Origin of the sequence: Micromonospora sp. WMMD956, from assembly GCF_029626125.1 — a bacterium.
Taxonomy (GTDB): domain Bacteria; phylum Actinomycetota; class Actinomycetes; order Mycobacteriales; family Micromonosporaceae; genus Micromonospora; species Micromonospora carbonacea.
Window position 1 is genome coordinate 4692213 of record NZ_JARUBI010000005.1, and the last position, 16727, is coordinate 4708939.

Annotated in this window: 15 protein-coding genes; 11 read left to right on the forward strand and 4 right to left on the reverse strand. The window is 75.5% G+C overall.

All coding sequences use genetic code 11. The annotated features are described in order from the left end of the window. The 3 genes from dapA to O7628_RS21260 all read left to right on the forward strand — a co-directional run bounded on the left by dapA (position 1) and on the right by O7628_RS21260 (position 4101). Positions 1-924, forward strand: a complete 924-nt coding sequence (dapA, locus tag O7628_RS21250) for a 4-hydroxy-tetrahydrodipicolinate synthase (RefSeq protein ID WP_043962432.1) — start codon at positions 1-3, stop codon at positions 922-924. 57 nt (positions 925-981) lie between these two features. Then, positions 982-2670, forward strand: a complete 1689-nt coding sequence (locus O7628_RS21255; RefSeq protein WP_074473902.1) for a ribonuclease J — start codon at positions 982-984, stop codon at positions 2668-2670. A 219-nt stretch (positions 2671-2889) separates the two neighbouring features. Continuing rightward, positions 2890-4101, forward strand: coding sequence for a S1 family peptidase (locus O7628_RS21260; RefSeq protein WP_278133054.1), 1212 nt, complete (start codon positions 2890-2892; stop codon positions 4099-4101). 61 nt (positions 4102-4162) lie between these two features. Here O7628_RS21260 and O7628_RS21265 read toward each other — a convergent pair whose 3' ends face one another. Together O7628_RS21265 and O7628_RS21270 are read right to left on the reverse strand one after the other, a co-directional pair. Next, entirely contained in the window at positions 4163-5971 is a 1809-nt protein-coding gene (locus O7628_RS21265) for a YbjN domain-containing protein (RefSeq protein ID WP_278133056.1), read from the reverse strand. Further along, positions 5968-6447: a YbjN domain-containing protein gene (locus tag O7628_RS21270; protein WP_074473905.1), complete on the reverse strand. Its 480-nt coding sequence runs from the start codon at positions 6445-6447 to the stop codon at positions 5968-5970. The genes O7628_RS21265 and O7628_RS21270 overlap by 4 nt, the downstream gene beginning before the upstream one ends. Positions 6448-6560: 113 nt before the next feature. On the opposite strand from O7628_RS21270, the gene O7628_RS21275 reads away from it, so the two are divergent. Continuing rightward, positions 6561-9029 carry a DNA translocase FtsK gene (locus O7628_RS21275; RefSeq protein ID WP_278133059.1) on the forward strand — a complete coding sequence of 823 codons (2469 nt, stop codon included), beginning with the start codon at positions 6561-6563 and terminating at the stop codon, positions 9027-9029. A gap of 436 nt (positions 9030-9465) precedes the next feature. Here O7628_RS21275 and O7628_RS21280 read toward each other — a convergent pair whose 3' ends face one another. Continuing rightward, on the reverse strand, positions 9466-9711 hold the full coding sequence (locus O7628_RS21280; protein ID WP_278133060.1) for a hypothetical protein: 246 nt from the start codon (positions 9709-9711) through the stop codon (positions 9466-9468). A 110-nt stretch (positions 9712-9821) separates the two neighbouring features. Further along, a complete protein-coding gene (locus O7628_RS21285; RefSeq protein WP_278133062.1) occupies positions 9822-10136 on the reverse strand; it encodes an SMR family transporter in 315 nt (104 codons plus the stop codon). A gap of 168 nt (positions 10137-10304) precedes the next feature. Between O7628_RS21285 and O7628_RS21290 the strand changes: the two genes are divergently transcribed. The 7 genes from O7628_RS21290 to O7628_RS21320 all read left to right on the forward strand — a co-directional run bounded on the left by O7628_RS21290 (position 10305) and on the right by O7628_RS21320 (position 16726). Continuing rightward, positions 10305-11228, forward strand: a complete 924-nt coding sequence (locus O7628_RS21290) for an ornithine cyclodeaminase family protein (RefSeq protein ID WP_278133064.1) — start codon at positions 10305-10307, stop codon at positions 11226-11228. An 85-nt stretch (positions 11229-11313) separates the two neighbouring features. Then, positions 11314-12813 carry a 30S ribosomal protein S12 methylthiotransferase RimO gene (rimO, locus tag O7628_RS21295; RefSeq protein WP_278133067.1) on the forward strand — a complete coding sequence of 500 codons (1500 nt, stop codon included), beginning with the start codon at positions 11314-11316 and terminating at the stop codon, positions 12811-12813. A 77-nt stretch (positions 12814-12890) separates the two neighbouring features. Further along, complete coding sequence (gene pgsA / locus O7628_RS21300; RefSeq protein WP_278133069.1) at positions 12891-13493, forward strand: CDP-diacylglycerol--glycerol-3-phosphate 3-phosphatidyltransferase; 603 nt, start codon at positions 12891-12893, stop codon at positions 13491-13493. A 50-nt stretch (positions 13494-13543) separates the two neighbouring features. Continuing rightward, positions 13544-14119 carry a CinA family protein gene (locus tag O7628_RS21305; RefSeq protein ID WP_278133070.1) on the forward strand — a complete coding sequence of 192 codons (576 nt, stop codon included), beginning with the start codon at positions 13544-13546 and terminating at the stop codon, positions 14117-14119. A 156-nt stretch (positions 14120-14275) separates the two neighbouring features. Then, on the forward strand, positions 14276-14734 hold the full coding sequence (locus tag O7628_RS21310; protein ID WP_178063881.1) for a helix-turn-helix transcriptional regulator: 459 nt from the start codon (positions 14276-14278) through the stop codon (positions 14732-14734). 209 nt (positions 14735-14943) lie between these two features. After that, positions 14944-15825 (forward strand): PspA/IM30 family protein, encoded by an 882-nt coding sequence (locus O7628_RS21315; RefSeq protein ID WP_074473914.1) that lies wholly within the window; start codon positions 14944-14946, stop codon positions 15823-15825. A gap of 67 nt (positions 15826-15892) precedes the next feature. Then, positions 15893-16726: a hypothetical protein gene (locus O7628_RS21320; protein ID WP_278133072.1), complete on the forward strand. Its 834-nt coding sequence runs from the start codon at positions 15893-15895 to the stop codon at positions 16724-16726. Position 16727: the final 1 nt, after the last annotated feature.

A 16727-nucleotide genomic window follows, 5' to 3' on the forward strand; every position in this document is an offset into this window, starting at 1 on the left:
ATGACGCACGACCACCCTGTTGCCGCCGACCGGGCGGTGTCCCGCCCGTTCGGCCGAGTGCTCACGGCCATGGTGACCCCGTTCACCTCCGACGGTTCCCTGGACCTCGACGGCGCCGTACGCCTCGCGAACCACCTCGTCGACGAGCAGGGCAACGACGCGCTCGTGCTCAACGGCACCACCGGCGAGTCGCCCACCACCACCGACGCGGAGAAGGAACGCCTGATCCGGGCCGTGGTGGAGGCGATCGGCGACCGGGCCAGGGTGGTCGCCGGGGTCGGCACCAACGACACCCGGCACACCATCGAGCTGGCCGCGTCGGCCGAGAAGGCCGGCGCGCACGGCCTGCTGGTGGTGACCCCGTACTACAACAAGCCGCCGCAGAGCGGGCTGGTCCGGCACTTCACCGCCGTCGCGGACGCCACCGGGCTGCCGATCATGCTCTACGACATCCCGCACCGCTCCGGGGTGCCGATCGAGACCGAGACCCTGGTCCGGCTCGCCGAGCACGACCGCATCGTCGCGGTCAAGGACGCCAAGGGTGACCTCACCGCGACCTCGTGGGTGACCAGCCGCACCGACCTGGCCTTCTACAGCGGGGAGGACTCCCTCGTCCTGCCCGCGCTGGCGGTCGGCTGCGTCGGGGTCGTCGGCACCTCGACCCACTTCACCGGTGCGCTGACGCAGCGGATGATCGAGGCGTACGACGCGGGCGACCCCGGCACCGCGCTCGCCCTGCACCGGCGGCTGCTGCCCCTGTTCACCGGCGTCTTCCGCACCCAGGGCACGATCCTGGTCAAGGCGGGCCTGGCGGCCCTGGGCCTGCCGGCCGGCCCGGTGCGGCCCCCGCTGGTGGACGCCACCCCCGACGAGATCGCCCAGCTGCGCGCGGACTGCGCGGCGGCGGGTCTGGAGCTCCCCTGACATGATCGAACGACACGACGGACGCCGGGCGACGGCGTCGCAGAATGAGGTGGACGCGTGACCGAGGCGCACAACGAGGGTGAGCTGCCCCCACCGCTGCCCGAGGGCGGCCTGCGGATCATCCCGCTCGGCGGGCTCGGCGCCATCGGTCGGAACATGACCGTCTTCGAGTACGACGGCAAGCTGCTCATCGTCGACTGCGGGGTGCTCTTCCCCGACGTCGAGCAACCGGGCGTGGACCTGATCCTGCCCGACTTCGGGCCGATCCTGGACCGGCTCGCCGACGTGCAGGCGATCGTGCTCACCCACGGCCACGAGGACCACATCGGCGCGGTGCCGTACCTGCTCGCCCACAAGCCGGACATTCCGCTGGTCGGCTCGCAGTTCACCCTCGCCCTGGTCGAGGCGAAGCTGGCCGAGCGGCGCATCCAGCCCTACACGCTGACCGTGCGGGAGGGCGGCCGGGAGCGGCTCGGCCCGTTCGAGTGCGAGTTCTTCGCCGTCAACCACTCGATCCCCGACGCGCTCGCGGTGGCCATCCGCACCCCCGCCGGCCTGGTGCTGCACACCGGCGACTTCAAGATGGACCAGCTCCCCCTGGACGGCCGGATCACCGACCTGGCCGGCTTCGCCCGGCTCGGCGCGGAGGGCGTCGACCTGCTGCTGTCGGACTCCACGAACGCGGAGATCCCCGGCTTCGTCACCCCGGAACGCGAGATCGGGCCGGTCCTCGACTCGATCTTCGCGAAGGCGAAGGGGCGGATCATCGTCGCCTCGTTCGCCTCGCACGTGCACCGGGTGCAGCAGGTCTTCGACTCGGCCGTCGAGCACGGCCGCAAGGTGGCGCTGATCGGCCGCTCGATGGTCCGCAACATGGGCATTGCCCGGGACCTGGGCCTGCTCAACATCCCCGCCGGCCTGGTGATCAGCATCGAGGAGGCGACGGCGCTCCCGCCGGAGCGGATCGTGCTGATGTCCACCGGCTCGCAGGGCGAGCCGATGAGCGCGCTCGGCCGGATGGCCAGCGGCGACCACCGGCACATCACCATCGCCCCCGGCGACACGGTCGTGCTGGCGTCCTCGCTGGTGCCCGGCAACGAGACCTCGGTCTACCGGGTGATCAACCGGCTGGCCCGGGCCGGGGCGGTCGTCGTGCACAAGGACGTGGCGAAGGTCCACGTCTCCGGTCACGCCCCCGCCGGTGAGCTGCTCTACCTGCTCAACGTGACCCGCCCGAGCAACCTGATGCCGGTGCACGGCGAGTGGCGGCACCTGCGGGCCCACGCCCGCCTCGGCATCGAGTCCGGGGTCGCCCCGGACCGGGTGGTGCTCTGCGAGGACGGCGACGTGGTCGACCTGGTCGAGGGCCGCGCCAGCCTCGTCGGCCACGTCAAGAGCCGGTACGTCTACGTCGACGGCCTCGCCGTGGGCGACGTCAGCGAGTCGCTGCTCACCGAGCGGCGGATCCTCGGCGACGGCGGGTTCATCGCCACCACCGTCGTGGTCGACTCGGTCACCGGCAAGGTCGTGGGCGGCCCCACCGTCTCGGCGAAGGGCTTCTCGGAGGACCCGGAGGCGTTCAACCCGGTCGTGCCGCTGGTCACCGAGGCGCTCAACCGGGCCGCCGCCGACGGCATCACCGACCCGCACCAGCTCCAGCAGATCGTCCGGCGCACCGTCGGCCGGTGGGTCAACGACAAGTACCGCCGCCGACCCATGATCGTGCCGACGGTCGTCGAGGTCTGACGCCCGCACCGCCGCGTCCGCGCGTACCGACGCCGACCCACCCCCGAGCGGTGGGCCGGCGTCGGCGCTTCTCCCGCCGGCCTGGGGTACGGACACCGACGCCGCACGGTTCAACGTCGACGGGAAAATTGTTCCGGGTCGATCGTTCAACCATCCGGCGGTCTGTCCCGTACTCCGTCGCGGCAGGCGTACCCGCGCCGGCCGGGAGGAGCGTGGCGGATGGACCGCAGACGGATGACAGCCATCGGCGTACTGGTGGTGGCGGCGGGAGCGGCGGCGGTCGTGGCCCTGCCGTCGTTCGCCGGGGAGGGTGCCGCGCCGCCGGCCGGGGACTCCGGGCGGGCCACCGCCCCGGCCGGGGCGGACCAGAAGGTCGTGGACGCGATGAGCCGCGACCTGCGGCTCACCCGCGAGCAGGCGACGCAGCGGCTCAAGACCGAGCGCTGGGCCGCCGGCACCGTCGACAGGCTCCGGACCGAGCTGGGCGAGGACTACGGCGGCGCCTGGCTCAGCGCCGACGGCCGTACCCTGACCGTCGCGGTCGCCGATCCCGGCCGGGCCGACGCCGTGCGCGCGGCGGGCGCGGTGCCGAAGCAGGTCGCCCGGGGCGTGGGGGAGCTGGACACCATGAAGACCCGGCTCGACCGGTCCGGCGGCGCGGTCGGCCGGGCCGTCACCGGCTGGTACGTCGACGCGCCCACCAACTCGGTCGTGGTGGTGGCGCGGGCGGGCCAGGAGGCGGCCGGTCGCCGGTTCGCGGCGGCCAGCGGGCTCCCGGCCTCGGCGGTGCGGGTGGTCGGCTCCACGCGGGCCCCCCGGCTGCTCGCCGACCTTGCCGGCGGCGACGCCTACCTCATCAACGGCAACTCCCGCTGCTCGGTCGGCTTCGCCGTGGTCGGCGGCTTCGTCACCGCCGGGCACTGCGGCCGGGCCGGCGACCGCACCACCGGGGTCGACGGCTCGCCGCAGGGCGTCTTCGCCGCGTCGTCCTTCCCCCGCGACGACTGGGGCGTCGTGCGGGTCACCGGCGACTTCCAGCCGCAGCCCGTGGTGAACGACTTCAACGGCGGCGCGGTGCCCGTCAACGGCTCGCAGGAGGCCCCCGTCGGCGCGTCGATCTGCCGCTCCGGCTCCACCACCGGGGCGTTCTGCGGGGTGATCCAGGCGAAGAACGCGACGGTCAACTACCCGGAGGGCACGGTCACCGGGCTGACCCAGACCAACGTCTGCGCCGAGCCGGGCGACTCCGGCGGGTCGTGGATCTCCGGTGACCAGGCGCAGGGGGTCACCTCGGGCGGGGCCGGCGACTGCACGGCCGGCGGGATAACCTTCTTCCAGCCGGTCAACGAGATCCTCCGGGTCAACGGGCTGACCCTGGCCACCGCCGACGGCGGCAACACCCTCCAGGGCGGTCGCCGCGTGCGGCGCTGACCCCGCCCCGTGCGCCCTGACCGGCCCGGCACCACCGCGCGGGCCGGTCAGGGCGAGCCGGTCAGGGCAGCGCCGCGACCGCCTCCGCGTACGCGACGCCGGTGGCGACGGCCGCGGTGACCAGCACGTCGAGCTGGGTGGGGGCGACGCCGTGGGCCAGGTCCGTGGTCACGTCGCCGGCCAGCACCAGCTCCTCGCTGCCGTCGTCGTGCGCGTAGGCCTTCGGCAGCAGCCGGTCGTGGTTCCACACGTTGCAGAAGGCGTACGCCTCCGCGCGCCGCGCCGCCGGGAGGCGTCGGACGGCCAGCACCCGGGCGTGCAGGATGTCGCCCCGCTCACCGGCCTGCCGGAACTCGATCACCGCCGGCCCCCAGCGCCCGACCACCGCCGGGCCGCGCATCGTCCAGGCGTCGCCGCGCCGGTCCAGGGCCTCGGTGACCAGGGCGACGGTCAGCGCCCCCACCTCGTCCCCGGCCAGCCTGCGCCCGGCCTCCCGCCCCGCCGGCCCGCCGCCGCCCGCGCGCTCGCCGCCCGCACCGTCAGGATCGCCGCCGGTCGCGTCGTCGGCGCCCCCACCGTCGGGGTCGCCGTCGTCGCCCTCACGGCCGGGGTCGCCGTCGTCGGGCGCGTCGTCGGTGGGCAGCGGCGTCACCGGACCGGCGACCGGCCGCTCGGCGAGCAGGGCCGCGATCCGGCCGGACTGGTGGCCGGTGCCGTTGCGGGCGTCGAAGCTGCCGGCGAGCCCCGTCGCCAGCTCGGCGAGCAGCCCGCCGAGGCGGGCCACGTCGATGTCGTCGGCGGCCCGACCGGCCCGACCGGCGGGGGCGGCGGGTCCGGGCATCCGCCGGTCGCCCCGCCCCGCCTCGGCGGCGAGGGCGCACAGCAGCGCCCCGGCGGCGGCGAACTCCATCGCGGCCAGGTCGTCGGTCGGACGGTCCAGCCGGGGCAGCTGCTCGGCCAGGATGTCCAGCCCCCGGTCCAGGTGCCCGCCCAGCGCGCAGAACCGCAGGTGCGCGGCGAGCTGCCCGAACGCCGTCCGCTCCCGCCGGTGCCGCCGGTACGCCGTGACGTGCGCCCGGCCCGCCCGCTCCGGCTCGCCGGCGCGCAGCAGCGGCAGCAGCGCCCCGGCCAGTGCCCGCTCCGGCTGGTCGGTGCAGTACGCCCCGCCGGCCCCGGCCGTCCCGTCTCCGGTGGCCCCGGCCCCGCCCGTCCCGGCGGGGGTCGCCGCCGTCGGGCCGTCGACGACCGGGCGCAGCTCGGCCAGCGCCGCCGCCCAGTCGCCCCACCCGGCCAGCAGGTCGGCGCGGCGCGACGGGGCGCAGCCCGGACAGCCGGCGGCCGGGTCGGCGGGGGCGGTGCGCCAGCGGTCGTACCAGCGGCGGGCCTCCGGCTCGTCGCCGAGGTGGTCGGCGAGGCGGCAGCGCAGCTCGGCCACCAGGTCGGTCACCGCCGCGTCGCCGGCCCCACCCGGCGCGGGCCCGGTCCCGTCCATCGGCCCCGGCGTCTGCCGGGCCAGGTCGTCCAGCGCCGCGCGGGTCTGGCCCAGCCCGACCCGGGGCGTGCCGAACGCGGCCTCGACCGCGAAGCGCTGGTAGCGGCGCAGCTCGGCGGCCCGCTCGGCGGTGGCGTCCGGCGACGCGGCGTCGAGCAGCTCCCGGCAGCGGCGGACCGGCTCGAACAGCCGCCACCGCTCGCCCCGCCGCAGATGCAGGTCCATCAGCGCGAACCGGGCGTCCACCCCGGTGGCCAGGTCGCCGGCCGCGTCGGCGGCCGAGGCGATCCGGTCCAGCTCGACGGCGCGTTCCTCCCCGTCGGGCAGGTCCCCGGCGGCGGCCAGCCGGTCGGCCCACGGGCGCGGCTGCCCGGTCACGGCCGCGCCCCGCCCGCGAGCTGCCCGACGGCGGCGGCGAGCTGGCAGCCGGTCGAGATGCCACAGTCGAGCAACTGGTCGAGCTGGTGCGGGGTCACCCCGCGCTCCAGGTCGGCGATCACCTCGCCGCAGACCAGGGCCCGCCCGTCGTCGTCGACGTGCACGAACGCCTTGGGCCAGTAGCGGTCGTGGTTCCACGAGTTGCAGAAGGCGTGCAGGGTCGGCACGTACTCGATCGGGAAGGTCGGCGCGGCTACCGTGCGGACCTGGAGGATCTCGCCGGCCGCCCCCATCCGCAGGAACCAGACGAGCGCGTCCTCCCAGCGGCCGAGCAGCCGGCCCGCCGGATCCGCCGCGACCGCGTACCCCCGGCGACGCAGCACGGCCGCGATCAGCTCGTCGGTCAACGGCCGCAACGCCCCGGGATGCCCGGCCAGGGGGCCGTCCGGGTCGTCCTCGATCTCGGGCGACGCCATCGGGCATCCCTTCTGAGGCGAATAACACAACAGGCGGCGTCGCCCGTGCTGCGACGCGCGGACACGACCCGGAAAAGCGGCGATCCACCGGGTCCCGCCGTTACGGTGACTCTATGGCGGGCCGTACCTCTCAGGCGAGCCGGCGACGCGGCGCGTCGCCGCGTGGCACCACGAACAGTCGTGCCCGTCAGCCGGCGAAGAAGACCACCAAGGCGGCGCCCCGGCGGCGCCCCGCCGCGCGGCAGGGCCCGGCCGTCCACGTCGGCCGGGCGATCGGCACGGTGTGGATGGGGCTCGCGCACGGCGTCGGCTGGGCGGTGCGGGCCGCCGGCCGGCAGGCCGCCTCCGCCCGCGACCTCGACCCGGAGCACCGCCGCGACGGCGCGGGCCTGCTGCTGCTCGGCCTCTCCCTGCTCAGCGCGGTGGCCATCTGGTTCTCCGGGGCCGGGCCGGTCGGTGCCCGGCTCGCCGACACCGTGCGGCTCTTCCTCGGCGCGATCTCGATCGTCGTGCCGGTGCTGCTGTCGATCGGGGCGTGGCGGCTGATGCGCACGCCGGGCGACCCGGAGCACCGGGGGCGGGGCCTGGTCGGCTGGGGGTCCATGCTGGTCGCCACCGCCGCGATGCTGCACATCGGACAGAACCCGGTGGACCCGGTCCAGCGCGACTACGCGGGTGGCCTGATCGGCGCGGGCGTCGGCGACGTGCTGGAGACCGCCGTGACGGCCTGGGTCGCCGTGCCGCTGCTGCTCCTGCTGCTCGTCTTCGGCCTGCTGGTGGTCACCGCCACGCCGATCAACAAGATCCCGGAGCGGCTCGGGCTGCTCGCCGGCGCGGTGGTCGGCCCGCCGCCGGCCGCCGACGAGGCCGAGGCGGAGCCCGCCGAGAAGAAGCCGGCCCGCCGCCGCCCGGCCAAGCGCGCCGCGCCGCCGCTGCCGGACCCGGACGACTTCGACGGGGAGGCGTACGAGGGCGCGGACCTCCAGGAGACCGTGGTGCTGCCCCGCAAGGCCCCGGCGAAGGTGCCCGCCACCCGCAAGCCGGTCGAGCCGCCGGAGCACTCGCCGCCGCCCACCCGGGCCGAGCAGCTCGCGCTCACCGGCCTGGCCGGCGACTACACGCTGCCCCCGGCCAACCTGCTCAGCGGCGGGGCCGCGCCGAAGACCCGCAGCAAGGCCAACGACGAGGTGATCGCCGCGCTCACCGGCGTGTTCGACCAGTTCGGCGTCGACGCCGAGGTCACCGGCTTCACCCGGGGCCCGACGGTCACCCGGTACGAGGTGGAGCTGGGCCCGGGCGTGAAGGTCGAGCGGATCACCCAGCTCTCCCGCAACATCGCGTACGCGGTGAAGTCCCCCGACGTGCGCATCCTCAGCCCGATCCCGGGCAAGAGCGCGGTCGGCGTCGAGATCCCGAACACCGACCCGGAGAACGTGGCGCTCGGCGACGTGCTGCGCTCCCGCGCCGCCACCAGCGACCACCACCCGATGGTGGTGGCGCTCGGCAAGGACATCGAGGGCGGCTTCGTGGTGGCCAACCTCGCGAAGATGCCCCACATCCTGATCGCCGGGGCCACCGGAGCCGGGAAGTCGAGCTGCCTGAACACCCTGCTGGTGTCCATCCTCACCCGGGCCACCCCGGACGAGGTGCGGCTGCTGCTGATCGACCCGAAGCGCGTCGAGATGACCGGCTACGAGGGCATCCCCCACCTGGTCACCCCGATCGTGACCAACGCGAAGAAGGCGGCCGACTCGCTGGAGTGGGTCGTCCGCGAGATGGACATGCGCTACGACGACCTCGCCGCGAACGGGGTCCGGCACATCGACGACTTCAACCGCAAGGTGCGCACGGGGGAGATCAAGGCCCCGCCGGGCAGCGAGCGGGAGATGCGGCCGTACCCGTACCTGCTGGTGATCGTGGACGAACTGGCCGACCTGATGATGGTCGCGCCGCGCGACGTGGAGGACTCGGTCGTGCGGATCACGCAGCTCGCCCGGGCCGCCGGCATCCATCTGGTGCTGGCCACCCAGCGGCCGAGCGTGGACGTGGTCACCGGCCTGATCAAGGCCAACGTGCCGTCCCGGCTGGCCTTCGCCACCTCGTCGCTGGCCGACTCGCGGGTCATCCTCGACCAGCCGGGCGCGGAGAAGCTGCTGGGACGCGGCGACGGCCTCTTCCTGCCGATGGGCGCGTCGAAGCCGATCCGCATCCAGGGGGCCTGGGTCACCGAACGCGAGATCGCCGACGTGGTGAAGTTCTGCAAGGACCAGCGGGAGCCGGAGTTCCGCCCGGACGTGCTGGCCCCGGCGCAGGACAGCAAGAAGAAGATCGACGAGGAGATCGGCGACGACCTGGACCTGCTGGTGCAGGCGGTCGAGCTGGTGGTCACCTCGCAGTTCGGCTCGACGTCGATGCTCCAGCGCAAGCTGCGGGTGGGCTTCGCGAAGGCCGGCCGCCTGATGGACCTGATGGAGACCCGGGGCGTGGTCGGCCCGTCCGAGGGTTCCAAGGCCCGCGACGTGCTGGTCAAGCCGGACGAGCTGGAGGAGGTCCTCGCCGGCCTCGGCGGCGCGGACGACTGACCAGCCCGCTGGACCCCCTTCCCGGCCCGATGCGGGTCGGCCGTGCTTGCTCACCTTGGGTGACGGATCTGTCAACCTGACTCAGGGTCATGTTCAGTCCGGCGTGCAGGACTCCCCGCGCTCCCTTTGCTCTGCACCCAGGGACGCATCACCCCATTGGCCAGCAGCTTTGTGAAACCGATAGGCGGTGGGAAAGGGGCAGCCGATTGCGTTGCGTGAACTGTTGCGTATTCGGGTGCAGAGCAAAGGGAACGAAGGTGGTGGTGGCGTCGAGCGGGAGCGGTCGCTGCGTGTCACGGTCCGGGGGCGGGTAGAGCGCGGCCATTCGCTGCCGCCGGCCGCCTCCGGCGGTCAGGGCGGGGGGAACGGCGAGGGCCCGCCGGGAATCCCGGCGGGCCCTTCGGCCGCGGTCGCGGTGGCTGAGCGGGTGGGGTGCTCAGGCGTTCAGGATCACCGCGCTGAGGATCATGCCGAGCACGGCGCCGGCCACGCTGGCGGCGGCGGCGTACCAGCCGAGCGGCTTGTCGCCGAGGACCGCGCCGACCACGCCGAGGATCACGCCGAGCAGGCCGAAGATCACCGGCGACACGAAGACCGCGAGGGCGGCGAAGACGAACGCGACGATCGTGCAGATCCGGGCGGCGTTGGTGCGCGGGCGGGTGGTGGCGTGGGTGTCGGTCATGACGTCCTCCGTGGTGAGCCTCGTTCTACCGTCGACCGGATCACTACCCACCGGTGCCGAAAACTACGCATGCCGGTCGGTCAGGGGAAGACGGGTCAGCGGGGGACCGGTCAGTGGAAGACCTTGAGGCCGACCACCCCGGCGACGACCAGCAGCAGGCAGACGATGCGGGGCAGGCTCGCCGACTCGTGCAGCGCCAGCATGCCGACCAGCGCGGTGCCGACCGCGCCGATGCCCACCCAGACCGCGTAGCCGGTGCCGACGGGGATCTCGCGCAGCGCGTACGCCAGCCCGGCCATGCTGAGCGCCAGCGTGACCGCGAACACGACCGACGGCACGAGCCGGCTGAAGCCGGCGCTGCGGTCGAGGGCGACCGCCCACGCGGTCTCGAGGAGTCCGGAGATCACCAACACGATCCAGGCCATGCCGCAACACCTCTGCTTCGGTGCCCGGGCCTGCGGGGCGCCCACCACTCGTCCGGGGCGGCCCTGGGGCCGCCGCGACCGACGGTAGCACCGGCCGGGGCGGCGGCGGGGTGAGCCGGGCCACCACCGGTTGACGTAAACCTGACTTCAAGTTGCAGTATTCGGGTCATGCCGCTGCTCTTCGCCGACCCCGACGTCGCCGCCGCGCTGGACGCCGCCACCACGGTGGCCGCGATGCGCGAGGCCCTGCTCGCCGCGCACGCCGGCCGCCTGGTGGCCCCGCCCCGGGCCGCCGCGGCGCTGGGCGGGGGACGGATGGTGCTCACCGCCGGGCACCTCACCGGCGAGTGGTACGGCTTCCGTTCCTACGACACGTTCGGGCACCCGGAGGGCGAACAGGTGGTCGTGCTGCACGACGGGCGCACCGGGGCGGTGCGGGCGGTCGCGGTCGGGGACGAGCTGGGCTCCCGGCGCACCGGGGGGCTCGGCGGGGTCGCCGTGGACGCCCTGGCCCGGCCGGACGCCGCCACGCTGGGCGTGGTCGGCTCGGGCACGCAGGCGTGGACCCAGGTGTGGGCCGCCGCCGCGGTGCGCCCGCTGCGCGAGGTCACCGTGCACAGCCGCTCGGCCGCCCGGCGGGAGGCGTTCGCCGCCCGCGTCCGGGCCGAGCTGGGCGTGCCGGCGCGGGCGGTCGACTCGGCGCGGGCCGCCGTGCGGGAGCGCGACGTCGTGGTGCTCGCCACCACCGCCGTCGCCCCCGTGCTCGACGCCGCCGACCTGGCCCCCGGCACCCACGTCAACACGGTCGGCTTCAAGCAGGCCGACCGGCACGAGTTCGGCACCGACCTGCTCGACGCCGCCGATCTGCTGGTCACCGACTCGCCGGCGCAGGCGGCCGCGTACGACCCGCCGATGCTGGCGACGCTGCCCGCGTACGCCGGGCGGTTGGGTGACCTGGGCGCGGTGCTGGCCGGCGAGGCTCGCGGCCGGACCGGCGCGGACCAGGTGTCGGTCTTCTGCTCGACCGGCCTGGCCGGCACGGAGGTCTTCCTGCTCGACCGGCTGGTCCGGGTGGGCGCGGCCGTGGCCTGAGCCGGCCCCGGCCGGCGGGTGGCGTGCGGGGGCGATCCGGGTGGCCGCCGTTGCGGGCCGCCGTCCGCCCGCCCGGTACCCTCGGATGGTGTCTGCCACCGCCCCCTCCCCGCAATCCGCCGGCCGCCGCGTCGCCCTGCTGACCCTCGGCTGCGCCCGCAACGAGGTCGACTCGGAGGAGCTGGCCGCCCGGCTGCACGCCGACGGCTGGCAGGTCACCACCGACGGCGAGGGGGCCGACGTGGTGGTCGTCAACACCTGCGGCTTCGTGGAGAAGGCCAAGCAGGACTCGATCCAGACGCTGCTCGCCGCCGCCGACACCGGCGCGAAGGTGGTCGCCGCCGGCTGCATGGCCGAGCGGTACGGCCGGGAGCTGGCCGACAGCCTGCCCGAGGCCCAGGCGGTGCTCAGCTTCGACGACTACCCCGACATCGCCGCCCGCCTCGACGCGGTCGTCGCCGGCGAGGCGCTCGACGCGCACACCCCGCGCGACCGCCGGGAGCTGCTGCCGCTGACCCCGGTCGCCCGGCGCGACAGCGCCGTCTCGCTGCCCGGCCACGGCACGAACCGGGCCGTCGTGGCCACCGACGAGCACACCCCGGCCCACCTGCGGCAGGTGCTGCGGCGTCGGCTCGACACCGGCCCCGTCGCGTCGCTCAAGCTGGCCAGCGGGTGCGACCGCCGCTGCGCGTTCTGCGCCATCCCCGCCTTCCGCGGCGCGTTCGTCTCGCGGACGCCCGACGAGCTGCTCGCCGAGGCGGAGTGGCTGGCCAAGACAGGCGTGCGGGAGCTCGTGCTGGTCAGCGAGAACTCCACGTCCTACGGCAAGGACCTCGGCGACCCCCGGGCGCTGGAGAAGCTGCTGCCGCAGCTCGCCGCGGTCGACGGGATCGTCCGGGTCCGGGCGAGCTACCTCCAGCCCGCCGAGACCCGCCCCGGCCTGGTCGAGGCGATCGCCACGACACCCGGCGTCGCGCCCTACTTCGACCTGTCGTTCCAGCACTCCAGCGAGCCGGTGCTGCGCCGGATGCGCCGCTTCGGCTCCACCGACCGGTTCCTGGAGCTGCTGGCCGCCGCCCGCGCCCTGGCCCCGGAGGCCGGCGCGCGGAGCAACTTCATCGTCGGCTTCCCCGGCGAGACCCGGGGCGACGTCGACGAGCTGGTCCGGTTCCTCAGCGCGGCCCGGCTCGACGCGATCGGCATGTTCGACTACAGCGACGAGGACGGCACCGAGGCCGCCGGCCTGCCCGGCAAGGTCTCCGCCGCGACGATCAAGCGCCGGTACGACCGGCTCAGCGCCCTCGCCGACGAGCTCTGCTCGCAGCGGGCCGAGGAGCGGCTCGGCTCCACGGTCGAGGTGCTGGTCGACTCGGTCGACGACGGCGTGGTCGAGGGCCGGGCGGCGCACCAGGCCCCCGAGGTCGACGGCTCCACCACCCTGGTCACCCCGGCCGACGGCGGGGTGGACCTGGCGGCGCTGCGCCCCGGCGACCTCGTTCGCGCCACCGTGACCGCCACCGAAGGGGTGGATCTCGTCGCCGTCCCGGATGAGATGATCTCGGCTGCGCCCGGCGCGGCACGGTGACGGCGGGCCCTGAGAAGGCGGGGGAGCCACGTGGTGCGGTGCCAGGTTCGCCGCGGCGGCCCGAGCGGGGTGCGCCGGTGACGCCGGCGGCTGAGTCGGCGCAGCCGCCGGTGGTCGCCCGGGTCCCGGTGCTCAACGCGGCCAACGGGCTGACCCTGCTGCGGCTGGTGCTGGTGCCGGTCTTCGCCGCCTCGGTGGTCGCCTCCGGCGCGACCCACGCCGGGTGGCGGATCGCCGCCTGCCTGATCTTCGCCGTCGCCTCGGTGACCGACCTGGTGGACGGCTGGATCGCCCGCCGGTTCGGCCTGGTCACCTCGGTCGGCAAGGTGGCCGACCCGATCGCCGACAAGGCGCTCACCGGCGCGGCCCTGCTGCTGCTGTCCTGGTACGACCTGCTGCCCTGGTGGGTGACCGGCGTCATCCTCGCCCGTGAGCTGGGCATCACGGCGCTGCGGTTCTGGGTGATCCGGCACGGCGTCATCGCGGCCAGCCGGGGCGGCAAGATCAAGACGGCGTTGCAGATCCTGGCGATCACCTGGTACCTGTGGCCGATGCCGGCCGGGCTCGCCGCCGTCGGCCCCTGGCTGATGGCCGCCGCGGTCGGCGTCACGGTGGTCACCGGCTTCGACTACGTGGCCCAGGCGCTGCGCCTGCGCCGGCCCGCGCGCGAGGATGCGTAGAGCGGCGCGGGGACGCGTAGACCGGCCGGCGCGGGGAAAGGGACATTTCCATGGGAACTGACGCGAACGGGCACCGGCCGGCCGGCAGCCCGGCGGCCGGCGTGGTGCACCGCCTCGCCGATCGCCACGAGACGCTGGCCACCGTCGAGTCGCTCACCGGCGGCCTGCTCTCCGCCTCGGTCGTGGAGATCGCCGGGGTCAGCGGCGTCTACCGGGGCGGCCTCGTCGTCTACGCCACCGAGCTGAAGTCGGCGCTGGCGGGCGTACCGGAGGACCTGCTGGCCGAGCGCGGCCCGGTCGACCCGGACGTGGCCCGCGCCCTGGCCGAGGGCGGCCGGCGGCGCTGCGGCGCGGACTGGGGGCTGGCCACCACCGGCGTCGCCGGGCCGCAGCCGCAGGACGGCAAGCCGGTCGGGCTGGTCTACGTCGCGGTGGCCGGGCCGGCCGGCGCCGAGGTCCGCCGGCTCGACCTCGACGGGGGCCGCGACCACATCCGGACCGCCGCGGTCATCGAGGCGTTGCGGCTGCTCGCCGAGCGGATCGACGCGGCCGTGCCGGGGCCCGGGTCGGGCGTGCCGCGCTCCGGCGACGGCGACGCCGCGCCCGCCGGGGCGGCCCGCCGCTGAGCCCCGCGGCCAGAAGGACGGGCGGGGTGGGATGTCACCGGGGCCCGCAGCGGGTACGGTTGCGGGAAGGCTCCGACGCGTGGCGTCGACGCCGGGGCGGCACGCCGCGCCGGCACGGCGTCGGTGAAGAGGGTGAGACCCGTCAGGGGAGGTGCGATGGTCCTGCTACGCCGGGTGATCGGTGACGCACTGCGGGCGCGCCGGCAGGGGCAGCACCGCACCCTGCGCGAGGTCTCCTCCGCGGCCAACGTCAGCCTGGGCTACCTCTCCGAGATCGAGCGCGGCCAGAAGGAGCCCTCCAGCGAGCTGCTGGCCGCCATCTGCGACGCCCTCGGCGCCCGCCTCTCCGAGCTGCTGCGCGAGGTCAGCGACACGGTGGCGCTCGCCGAGCAGCTTCCCGGGGTGCTGGTGCCGGTGCAGGACGAGCCGGCCGAGCCCGTCGAGTCCCCGGTGGGCCGCGCCCCGGTGCGCAAGTCGACCGGCCGGGGGGTCCGGCAGGTCACGACCGGCGGCCCGGTGGCCGTGGCGGTGCACCAGGACTCCCCGCTGAAGGCGACCCTGCGCACGCGGGTGCGCCCCGCCGAGCGCGACCGCGACGTCGTCTGCGCCGCCTGATCCCATCCGCCCTTCCGCAGGTCGCCCGAGGACGTGGTCGGGCTTTCCCACGCCGCGTACTGTTGATCAGACGGTGGCGTGCCGCCGGTGACGTACGGATGCCGGGCTGGCGCCCGGCTGGGACGATGGGGGTCACCGCCGCACGACCACCGGCCGGACCGCCCGGCCTGGCCGGGGCGGCGCGACTCTACTGAGGGGATACCGCGGAGATGGCGAACCCGTTCGTCAAGGGCTGGAAATACCTGATGGCGCTCTTCGGTGCCCGGATCGACGAACACGCCGACCCCAAGGTGCAGATCCAGCAGGCGATCGAGGAGGCGCAGCGCCAGCACCAGGCGCTGGTGCAGCAGGCGGCGGCGGTGATCGGCAACCAGCGGCAGCTGGAGATGAAGCTGTCCCGCCAGATGACCGAGGTCGAGCGGCTCCAGGGCAACGCCCGGCAGGCCCTGGTCCTCGCCGACCAGGCCCGTGCCCGGGGCGACGAGGCGGAGGCCGGGAAGTACGAGCAGACCGCCCAGGTGCTCGCCACCCAGCTCGTCTCCGCCGAGCAGGCCACCGAGGACCTGAAGACCCTGCACGACCAGGCGCTCGGCGCCGCCGCGCAGGCCCGCCGGGCGGTGGAGAACAACTCGATGATCCTCCAGCAGAAGCTGGCCGAGCGCACCAAGCTGCTCAGCCAGCTCGAACAGGCCAAGATGCAGGAGAGCGTGGCCCAGTCGCTGGAGTCGATGTCGTCGCTCACCGCCTCCGGCAGCACCCCGTCGCTGGACGCGGTGCGGGACCGCATCGAGCAGCGCTACGCCACCGCGATGGGCCGCGCCGAGCTGGCCGGCAACTCCGTCGAGGGCCGGATGCTGGAGATCCAGAAGGCGTCCCTCGACTCGGCCGGCTCGTCCCGGCTGGAGCAGATCCGCGCCAGCATGGCCGGCGAGCAGCTCGCCGGCCGGCAGGACCGCCCGGCCGTGGGGCAGCAGGGTCAGGCCGCGCCCGCCACCCCGGCCGTCGACCCGGCCGCCGCGGCCCGGCTCGACCAGCTCCGGGCCAGCATGGGGCAGGACCGCGGCACCGGCGACACCAGCGCCGCCGGCTGAGCGGCGCCAGCGACTGCCGGCCGGGCGGCTTCGGCACCGCCCCGGCGGCCGGAACGAGGAGGCACGGGTGGCAGACGAGCGAGCACGATACTTCCGCCAGCTCCGCAGGCTGCGGCGGTCCGCCCGCCGGTGGAGCGTGCTGGGCGGCGGGCTGACCGGGGCGGCGGCGGTGCTCACCCCGTACGCGGGGCTGGGTCTGCCCGATGCGGCGTGGGCCGGCGCGGCCGGCAGCGCGGTGGCCCTGGCCGTCTGGCGGTGGATCGACCTGCGGGCCCTCGCGGCGAGCCCCGCGCCCCCGGCCCTCGACCCGGCCGAGGCCGCGGCCCGGTCCCGGGCCCGGCTGGTCGCCGCCGTGGAGCGGCTCCCCGCCGGGCAGGGGGTGGTGGCGGAGGTGCGCCGCGCCCGGTCCCGGCTGGCCCTGCGCGGCACCAGCGTGGCGCAGCCGTGGGCCCGGCTGGACCGGGCGGCGCTCACCCTCGGCGGGATGACCGGCCGGCTGACCGGCCTGGCCGAGCCGGCCGTGTCCGAGGCCGCCGCCGCCGACCGGTCGCTGCGCGAGCTGGCCGGGCGGGTGGCCAGCGTCGAGCGGGCCCTGCGGCTCGCCCCCGCCGACGCCCGCGCCCCCCTCGCCGAGGCCCACCGCGAGCTGTCCGCGCAGCTGGAGAGCGGGGTGACGGCGTACGAGCGGCTGGTGGTGGCCGCCGCCGGCTACCTCGCCGAGGACGCCCGCTCCGACGCCGGCCACCTCGGCGGCCGGGCCGCCGGCGAGCAGGCCGCCGCGTCCCGGCTCGCCGAGGCGACGGACCTGCTGCACGGGGTGGCGTCGGCGCTGGCCGAGCTGCGGACCGTCGGCGAGCCCCTGCGCACCGTCGGCGACCCGCTGCGCGCCCCCACCCACTGAG

What these genes read in the sequence shown, in the direction of transcription:
- dapA (WP_043962432.1), top strand. Translation starts at nt 1, where the DNA reads ATGACGCACGACCACCCTGTTGCCGCCGACCGGGCGGTGTCCCGCCCG.
- O7628_RS21260 (WP_278133054.1), top strand. Translation starts at nt 2,890, where the DNA reads ATGGACCGCAGACGGATGACAGCCATCGGCGTACTGGTGGTGGCGGCG.
- O7628_RS21270 (WP_074473905.1), bottom strand. Translation starts at nt 6,447, where the DNA reads ATGGCGTCGCCCGAGATCGAGGACGACCCGGACGGCCCCCTGGCCGGG.
- O7628_RS21275 (WP_278133059.1), top strand. Translation starts at nt 6,561, where the DNA reads ATGGCGGGCCGTACCTCTCAGGCGAGCCGGCGACGCGGCGCGTCGCCG.
- O7628_RS21280 (WP_278133060.1), bottom strand. Translation starts at nt 9,711, where the DNA reads ATGACCGACACCCACGCCACCACCCGCCCGCGCACCAACGCCGCCCGG.
- O7628_RS21285 (WP_278133062.1), bottom strand. Translation starts at nt 10,136, where the DNA reads ATGGCCTGGATCGTGTTGGTGATCTCCGGACTCCTCGAGACCGCGTGG.
- O7628_RS21290 (WP_278133064.1), top strand. Translation starts at nt 10,305, where the DNA reads ATGCCGCTGCTCTTCGCCGACCCCGACGTCGCCGCCGCGCTGGACGCC.
- rimO (WP_278133067.1), top strand. Translation starts at nt 11,314, where the DNA reads ATGGTGTCTGCCACCGCCCCCTCCCCGCAATCCGCCGGCCGCCGCGTC.
- O7628_RS21305 (WP_278133070.1), top strand. Translation starts at nt 13,544, where the DNA reads ATGGGAACTGACGCGAACGGGCACCGGCCGGCCGGCAGCCCGGCGGCC.
- O7628_RS21310 (WP_178063881.1), top strand. Translation starts at nt 14,276, where the DNA reads ATGGTCCTGCTACGCCGGGTGATCGGTGACGCACTGCGGGCGCGCCGG.
- O7628_RS21315 (WP_074473914.1), top strand. Translation starts at nt 14,944, where the DNA reads ATGGCGAACCCGTTCGTCAAGGGCTGGAAATACCTGATGGCGCTCTTC.